At 67.4% G+C, this 7,936-nt stretch carries 9 protein-coding genes and 1 pseudogene; 2 read left to right on the top strand and 8 right to left on the bottom strand.

Features of this window, described 5'->3' with window-relative positions:
• Positions 1 to 333: 333 nt before the first annotated feature.
• The 7 genes from ACFYNP_RS38275 to ACFYNP_RS38245 form a co-directional block, all read right to left on the bottom strand.
• Positions 334 to 759, bottom strand: a complete 426-nt coding sequence (locus tag ACFYNP_RS38275; protein ID WP_388792072.1) for an HIT family protein — start codon at positions 757 to 759, stop codon at positions 334 to 336.
• 347 nt (positions 760 to 1,106) lie between these two features.
• A complete protein-coding gene (locus ACFYNP_RS38270) occupies positions 1,107 to 1,292 on the bottom strand; it encodes a hypothetical protein (protein WP_388792070.1) in 186 nt (61 codons plus the stop codon).
• Positions 1,293 to 1,433: 141 nt separating this feature from the next.
• Positions 1,434 to 1,856: a hypothetical protein gene (locus ACFYNP_RS38265; RefSeq protein WP_388418556.1), complete on the bottom strand. Its 423-nt coding sequence runs from the start codon at positions 1,854 to 1,856 to the stop codon at positions 1,434 to 1,436.
• Positions 1,857 to 1,867: 11 nt separating this feature from the next.
• Positions 1,868 to 2,287, bottom strand: a complete 420-nt coding sequence (locus tag ACFYNP_RS38260; RefSeq protein ID WP_388792068.1) for a cupredoxin domain-containing protein — start codon at positions 2,285 to 2,287, stop codon at positions 1,868 to 1,870.
• A gap of 78 nt (positions 2,288 to 2,365) precedes the next feature.
• Entirely contained in the window at positions 2,366 to 3,043 is a 678-nt protein-coding gene (locus ACFYNP_RS38255; protein WP_388792066.1) for a hypothetical protein, read from the bottom strand.
• A gap of 24 nt (positions 3,044 to 3,067) precedes the next feature.
• Positions 3,068 to 3,817, bottom strand: coding sequence for a class F sortase (locus tag ACFYNP_RS38250; RefSeq protein ID WP_388418563.1), 750 nt, complete (start codon positions 3,815 to 3,817; stop codon positions 3,068 to 3,070).
• 6 nt (positions 3,818 to 3,823) lie between these two features.
• Positions 3,824 to 4,621, bottom strand: a complete 798-nt coding sequence (locus tag ACFYNP_RS38245; protein WP_388418566.1) for a hypothetical protein — start codon at positions 4,619 to 4,621, stop codon at positions 3,824 to 3,826.
• A gap of 686 nt (positions 4,622 to 5,307) precedes the next feature.
• Here ACFYNP_RS38245 and ACFYNP_RS38240 point away from each other — a divergent pair.
• Entirely contained in the window at positions 5,308 to 6,270 is a 963-nt protein-coding gene (locus ACFYNP_RS38240; RefSeq protein WP_388418569.1) for an AI-2E family transporter, read from the top strand.
• A gap of 225 nt (positions 6,271 to 6,495) precedes the next feature.
• Here the strand turns inward: ACFYNP_RS38240 and ACFYNP_RS38235 are convergent, their stop codons facing one another.
• A complete protein-coding gene (locus ACFYNP_RS38235) occupies positions 6,496 to 6,843 on the bottom strand; it encodes an STAS domain-containing protein (protein WP_388792064.1) in 348 nt (115 codons plus the stop codon).
• 920 nt (positions 6,844 to 7,763) lie between these two features.
• On the opposite strand from ACFYNP_RS38235, the pseudogene ACFYNP_RS38230 reads away from it, so the two are divergent.
• Positions 7,764 to 7,847 (top strand): annotated as a pseudogene (locus tag ACFYNP_RS38230) (NADPH-dependent oxidoreductase); the annotation flags it as partial.
• Positions 7,848 to 7,936: the final 89 nt, after the last annotated feature.

Genomic DNA, 7,936 nt, shown 5'->3' with positions numbered 1-7,936 from the left:
CGATCCAAGGCCGCGAATGACGTTTCCCCACGACCAGACCAACGACCAGCCGAACCGAAAGTCACATGATCAACGGCTTCTGTTAGGACCATTAACTGCATGAGGTGTCTTCCCCACGCAGTAGCCGTGGGGAGAGGTTCTCTTCACCGCCCGAGGCCGGCGGCCAGGATGGGACGCTAGCGAAGTCGGTGTTCTACGTTCCCGCCCGCTCGGTCCCGCGACCGCGTCTCCACCCGGGAGACACGCGCGGCCGGGCGGAGAGGACTATTGCCTAGACCTTCATCGAGCCCGGCCTGTCCGTACGTGGCTCTGTTCACGAGATTCGGCTCTGGCTCAGCTTCTGTGGTGCCGGCCGTAAGCCAGGGCGTCGGCAAGCCGTGCCCCCGGATCCCCGGTGACGCGGTGTGTGGAGTGTCCGGCCGGCCAGGTCGAGATTCCGTCGTCCACCCATCGTGGAACGACGTGAAAGTGCAGGTGGGGCACCGACTGCTCCGATCCCGGGCCGCTGGCGCTGAGGATGTTCACGCCCGATGCGTTCAAGGCGGTCCGCGCAGCCTCGGCCACGCGCTGAACCAGCGCCGTCGTCACGGCGAGGACCTCGGGCGGGGTCTCGAACACATCCGAGTAGTGCAGTGTCGGAACCACCAGAGTGTGACCCGGCGCCAGCGGGTTCAGTGGAGCAAATGCACAGGCCACCGGACCACGATCCACCCAACTCGCGTTGCCTTCACGGATGAGCCCGCAGAAAATGCAATCCATGCGACCGACCCTGCCAGACGGGGGATGGCACTCGCCAACCGCTCGGGGTCTGGTGGGGACTGCAGGGACGGCCCACGACTGCACAGAAGTTGTGCCAGAACCCGAGATTCAGCAGCAGATGATTGCTACTTGAAATCGAACGCGCCGCGCCTGTCCGGCACGGGGCACCTGGTCTTGCGGGCGGCGCCTCGGGCCCCGCCAGCTGAAACACCATCGCTGCCGTTCCGGCCGCCCCAGCGGACGGAGGCGGGCCAGCCACCGATGCCGTCCTGCAGGTGAGCTCTTCTCGTGAGCAGGGCCGGCTGTGGGCCTGCGTGACAGGCCAGCCTCCCGGGTGCCCTGGCTCGTCAGGCGCTGTCGGTCTGGTGGTGTTCTGCTCGGAAGACGGGCCAGCCGATCTCGGTGGTCCACTTGGTGGGGTCGGGCGTGTGGCGGGCGTCGCGCAGGTAGTACTCGCGCAGCGGGCCGGTGACGCTGATCTCGTGGCGCATCGTGTAGGCGCCCAGGTCGCCGTAGGTGAGGCCATCGGTCACCAGGACCACTGCCCGTCCGCAGCGCCTGCCGGACCGCTTCGATGCGGTGTGTTGCTCGTGGATGGTTCGGGGAGTGTCCGGCCACCAACTTCGCGGCGGGAACGGTGGACGGATGGCCGCGATGCGCGGAAGGGTCGCCTGTCAGCCGTTCCCCAATGTGTCCCTGCCGTGAGGTCGAGGTCGCGCAGCGAGCAGTGGAGTCAGCGCCAGGATGGCAGCTGCCTGGCCGATCAGGGCCCAGACTTTGCTGGCGAACCAGATTGGCTCATACATGTCGGGCAGCGGGCCGAGGGCCCCGGGGTCGAGGTAGCGGTAGAGGAGGAGGGCGGTGAGTCCGGCGGCTGCAGTGAGGTAGGCGAAGGTGTCGCCGGCCCGTCGCCGCCAGAACAGCACGAGCAGCGCAGCAAGGATGGCCGCGCCGGCTTCGGTACGGAACAGAGCGCCCTCGCTGATGATGAAGGAGGCGACTGAGGAGTACCGGTCGGCCAGCTCCAAGTGGACGTAACCGTCGATCGTGAGGGCCGCCGCCGCGACAGCGCGCAGAGCATGGGGCATTACGCCCATGAGAGGGCTCCTTACCCGACCGTCAGAGTGCCGTGCATGGATGCGTGGATGGTGCAGACGTAAGGGAAGATGCCGGCGGTTGCCGGGGCGGTGAACGTCGCTGACTTGCCCGGGTTGATGGGGCCGGTATCGAAGGCGCTGCCGGGGCTCGCGGTGAGGGTGTGTGTAGCGGAATCGTGGTTGACCACGGTGACGGTCTCCCCGGGGTGCACGGTCAGTTTCGCCGGGCTGAAGGCGAAGTTGTCGATCGTGATCTGTGCTGCCGCGGCTGCGTGCGGTGAGCTCGGGGCGGCGGCGCCGCTGTGAGCACTCTGCGCCTTTGAGGCTGTCGCTGGAGCTGGCGTGGAGGTGGTGGCTGCAGTGGTGCAGCCACCCGCGGCCAGCAAGAGTACTGCTGCCGAGAGTACGACTTGAGTCGGGAATCTGGGCACGTCATGTCCTTGTCTGGGGCGAGGGCGCGGTCACTGTGGAATGAAGGGGGCCTTGCCTATGGCCGTTGGTTTCCTTGGCTATTCGCTCCAGCAGCCGAGGATGTCGCTGGCGATTTCATAGGCCAGGTCTGCTCGGGAGAGCTGGTGGGGTCCGGAAGCGGCCGGCATGCCGGTGGCGTCGACGCGCAGGGTCTTGCCGTCCTTGAGAATGACGACCGTGCCGCTCGCCGACTCATATCCAGGGTTGCCCAGGCCCTGGGCGGCGGTCAGCTGGGTGGTGGTGCCCAACTGCTTGCGCAGTGATTGGAAGTAGGCGTCGGCGGAGGCAGTGTTGGGGGATTCCTTCACCGACAGGACCAGTTGGCCACCGGGCAGGTGGTAGGTGCAGGTGTAGAGGTGATCAGTCCAGGTGGTGGTCGTGGTCGGCGCGTGAGGGGGCGCGAGGATCTTGACCACGTCCGCGCGGATCTCAGGTCCGCACACCATCAGCGCCGATGCCGAAGGCGCGGCGGCCTGCGTCATGCCGGGCATTTGCATCCCCGGCCGCATGGACGCGTCAGGGGATGCAGACGTGCCGGTCGGCGTCGATGCGTTGGTGGACACGACTGTCCCGGTAGCGGCAGGGGTGGTGGCGTTCTCGGAGGCGCACCCGGCCGCCACGGCTGCGAGCACCGCGGCGGCGAGGGTGTACAGGCGGATTCTCCGTCGTTCCCTGGGCGGTCCGGCTGCGCCGGCGCTCTGTTGCTCGGTGTTCATCGTCCCCTCCTCGTGGTGGGGCGGTCAGGCCGGGTGGGTTCCGGTGAGGGTGGCGTAGGCGACGGTGTTGTCGAGGTAGTGCTGGGTGGCGTGGTCGAACCGGCCGCCGCAGGTGATCAGCCGGAGCTGGGGGTTGGTGGTGTTGCCGTAGACGGTCAGGGTGGGGAAGGCGTCCTTGGGGTACGTGTTGACGCCGTCGATCCTGAACACGGCCACGGTGTTGTCGCTGCGGGTGACGCTCACGGTGTCGCCGGGGCGCAGTGCGCCCAGCGCGTAGAACACGCCTTTGGCTCCGGTGGTTCCGTCGATGTGGCCGAGGATGACCGCCGGGCCCACTTGGCCGGGGGCTGGTGAGTTCCGGTACCAGCCCGGCGCGGAGACGTCGGACATCGGCGGAACTTCCAGCGTGCCGTCCTTGTTCTGTCCGAGGCTCAGTAGCGCGTGGCGCACACCGATCGCCGGGATGCTGATCGACGTGGGAGTCACCGTCGGGGCGTTCGGGGCCGCCGGTGTAGGCGCCGTGGGCCCCGCCGGAACGCTGGCCGTGCTGCCGGTCGGACTCGGCGTGTTGCCTCCGGCCGCAAATGCCTTGCCCGGGTTGGAAGTTGAGAGCCTGGGCGTCGGCAGCGCGGCCGAAGCCGACGGCTGGGGCGCGTGGTGCTGGCTGGAAATCCCGAGGGACAGGGCCCCTCCCGCTGCCAGGAGCAGGACGGCGGCCGCCGACGCCAGCAGGCGTCGGTGGCCACCGCCGAACAGCCGTGTCGGCCATGACATGACGGTCTACTTCTCGGCGCTGGTCCGTCGACGCAGGACCAGGGTGCCCCCGGCGGCTGCGGTCAGGCCCGCACCCGTCACGAACAGCCAGGAGTCCTGGATGCCCGAGGTCCCGCCACCGCCGGTGTTCACGCCGCCGCCCGGGACCATGGCCATCTGCGAGGCGGCCAGTGGCCCGCACAGCGCCGGCGAGGTCGCGGCCAGCGGCAGCGACGGCACGAGGTCGCTGGGCTCGGCCTGGGCCTTGGCGCTCAGCGTCGTCGGGTCGAGACCGTGGACGACGATGACGGCCTTACCGGCCTTGATCGAGGCTTGGGTCGCCGCGTCCAGGGTGATGGTGCGGGAGTAGTGGAAGTCCGCACCGGACGGCGCGATCTTGATGTTCGTGCCGGCTGCCGGGCTGGTGTCGCCGGTCAGGCCGAGCGTGGTGCCGATCGCCCCGTAGGCCGGTCCGCCCTCGGTGGTGCTGACGACGCCGTCGCCGTTCTTGTCCGCCGAGGCGTCCGGGCACGTGCCCATTCCGTTGATGTGGATGTGCTGTACGTGCGGGAACGGCGCCTTCATGAACGTCCCGGCCAGCCCCTTGACGTCCTCGGTGATCACGGCCCTGGAGCCGGTCAGCTGGACCATCAGCATGCCCGAGCCGCCGGCGTGGTTGAGCGGCTTCAGCGTCGCCATGTACGTCGTGCTGTCGCTCGACCGCGCGCTGGCCGTCGAGCTGGTGAAGGCCAGGGGCAGTGCGAGAAGCGCCACCGGTGCCGTCATGGCCAGGACCCTGGCCGCTGTCTTCCTCGTGTTCGTCATCGTGCTCTCCTCCAACTATGTGGTGGTGCTCAGACGTGCGATGACTCGTCGCAAAGCGGTGTGCAGGTGATCACCACATGTGCATTCCGAGGGGACAGGGAACGCGTGCTGTGGGCAGGCTGCGGCGGCTGCTTGAGTCAATGACGGGAAGAAGCCGAGCGCCGGGTCCGGGGCGCATCGAATCGTGCCTCTGAAGGGGATTCGGAGCCGAGGACGGGGCGGATGGGTGTCAATGTCCGTCAGACGGCTCTGGGAGTCGCTCGGCCGCCGGAGCCGGGCTGGCGCTGAAGCGCCGACGCGAGCAGGATCCAGGCTGGTCCGGCTCAGCAACCTGCGGGTTCACGCACCGCGGCGGTTGAGTGGAGTCATGGATTTGCGGTTTTGCGGCTGATACGGGCCAAGCCGGGTGTGCCTCTTCCCGCGGGGTGGTGTGGGTGCCATGCTGTCCGCTCCGCACGGGACCGTTTGAGAAAGAAGCTGCGATGGCGGAGTCTCTGCCCGGCAACGGCAGCCGTCCCCCGGAAGAAGACAGGCTCGCCACCGCTTCTGAGCTGGGAAGCGGCTCCGAGCCGCCGAGGACGTCCGCTTGCCCTGCGCGACCGCCAGGGCAAGAAAGCAGCGTGCGCCCCCGTTCCTGGGTGAGGGCCGGGTTCGGGCTGGGGCTCGGTGCGACCTTGGCGTGGTCTGTGGTCCAGACCGTTGTGCGGGTCAGTTCGATGCTGACGCTCTTGCTGCTGGCCGTCTTCATAGCGATCAGCCTTGAGCCGCTGGTGAGTTGGCTCGCGCATCGGGGGCTCCGGCGGGGCTGGTCCGTCGCGATCGTGCTGAGCGGGTTTCTGGTCGTCCTCGGGGGCTTCCTCGCTCTGGTCATTCCACCTGTGGCCAAGGAGGCGACCGCGCTGGTCGACGCGGTCCCGGGCTGGCTTCAGCAAGTGCACGATCACCAGTCCACTCTGGGCCGTCTGGAAGACCGCTATCACCTCGTGGAGAAAGCGAAGCAGCAGCTCAGCTCGGGTGGCGGAGCATCCGGCATAGCCGGCGGGCTCCTCGGGGCAGGCCAGATGGTTCTGAATGCCCTTGTCTCGACCGCGATCGTGATCACGGTGACGCTGTACTGCATGGCGGGCCTGCCGGCGATCAAAACGTTCTGCTACCGATTCGTGGCACGCAGCCGCCGGGAACGGGTCCAGCGTGTATCGGAAGAGATCATGAATCGAACAGGGCGTTTCATGCTCGGCAACCTGGTGACCTCGGCCATCGCGGGAGTGGCAACGTTCGCCTGGTGCGCGGCCACCGGCGTTCCCTACGCCGCCGCGCTCGGCATCTTCGTCGCCCTGATGGACCTCATCCCCATCGTCGGCTCCACCCTTGCCGGAATCGCGGTCAGCCTCATCGCCTTGTCGGTGTCGCTGCCAATCGCGGTGGCAACCGCCGCTTTCTACATCGTCTTCCGCCTTGTGGAGGACTACCTCATCGTGCCGCGGACCATGAAGTTCGCCGTGGACGTCCATCCCTTGGTCACCATCGTGGCGGTCTTGGCCGGCGGGGCTTTGCTCGGCATCATCGGCGCGCTCGTTGCCATCCCTGTCGCAGTCGCCACCGGTCTCCTTCTGGATGAGTACGTTTTCCCGAGAACTGACCGGCCCTGACCACGTCTTGGTCCGATCACCGCGTTCTCTGCCGGCACCTGGGAACGTCACGGTTTTCCCGAGCCGGCCTTGCCTGGTAACCCACTCGCTCCGGCTCTGGCGTCACGGATCTGGGCGGGCGCAGGGGCAGTCGCATCTGGTGGAGTGGACTCCAGGTCCGGGCTCCTGTCTGCAGTGCCCTGGCTGGGGGCAGTTGGTCTGACGGCAGGGAGCCCCGGAAACGGCTCAGGAGGCGACGGCCTTGCAGGCATCGGTCACGGTCGGGAAGAGCGCGAGAGCTGCATCGGCGCCTGTCATCTCCAGTACGCGCAGCAGCTGGGGCTGCGCGCCGGCGATGCGCAGGGTGGTCGTGCGGTGAGTCTGCAGAAGCAGGTTCAGGGTGGAGGAGTCCGCGAACGACACCGCTGACGCGTCGAATACAACGACCTGCTGCGTAGCAGCTGCTTGCTCAAGGGCTTGTTGTAGCGGGGCCAGCGTCTGGGCGTCGAGTTCGCCCTCAACCGCCACCACCAAGCTGTCATTTCGTGCGTACCGCTGCATGGAAAGGGCGGTGCGACGCGGGGGCTGGTACATGTATGGATCTCCTGCTGCGCGAGGACTGGATACCTGCGCATCCTGTCGTCCGGGGAGAGCCTGAGGCTATCCCGCCCCATGCCTGCTACCGGTGCGATCAGCTGCTGACGAGCGAAAGGGCGTGGGTGAGCGCAGGAGCGACGGGGAACAGCTGTGCGGTGCCGGTGACGTCCAGCCGGTGCGTAAAACGCCGTGAGCGGCCCGACCAACAGGAGCTGGCGCTGATGGCGAGTAGCTAGAAGGAGCCGCAGGCGGTGCGCGTCGGCGGAGTGGTGCGCGCCGCAGTCGACGATGACCGCAGCGTCGTGCGCAACGGCCTGCTCGAAGTAGTTGTCCAGCATGCGAGAGCGCTAGCTGCTGGTCGAGCCCCGCTACATCAAGATGTAAGCGGCCGGGGCTCCGCGGGGCCCTGAGCGCCGTGCGTACGACGGCCAGCCGTCGTCTAGCCGTTCGTCGGCATCATTCACCATCGAAAGATGCCAGATCCCGTGGCCGTGCCGTATAAGCGTGCCCCAACTGGGGCCAGACTTATGGCCACTTGAACGAGCTTTCGCGCGCCACCGCAGACTTATGGCGAACTGGCGTCTTGGGCGTGCTGGTTCTTGGCTCCGCGGACGGCGCCAGCCCCGGTCGGCTGACACGGAGGACTTGATCTACGGCAGTGAGTTGCGGGACGGAGCCGGGAGCAGAGGGCGCGTGGGTGCTCGCGTGTCGTTGCGTGGAAGCGCCATCGCTTTGGACGGGGGCGCACGGTGTGCTCTGGCGAAGGCGTGGGCGCGGAGATTCATGATTCGTCCCGAACGAGGCCGGTGCGGCGGCGGTTGCAGTAACGCCTGATAGGGGGCTGCCCACAGGGGTAATGGGGGCGTACGGAAGCCAGTGACACCACTCCGCTACGCGCTCTCGCGCTCGTATGCACCCTGTCGCCGTCTCCGAAGCCATCCAGCTCGCAGCTGCTGGCCGAACAGACCATGGAAGCGCTCTCCACGCACGGAGTAAATGGTCCTAACAGAAGCCGTTGATCATGTGACTTTCGGTTCGGCTGGTCGTTGGTCTGGTCGTGGGGAAACGTCATTCGCGGCCTTGGATCGTG

Origin of the sequence: Streptomyces sp. NPDC006691 (genome assembly GCF_042869955.1) — a bacterium.
GTDB lineage: Bacteria > Actinomycetota > Actinomycetes > Streptomycetales > Streptomycetaceae > Streptomyces.
This window is presented reverse-complemented; position numbering and strand designations above follow the sequence as displayed.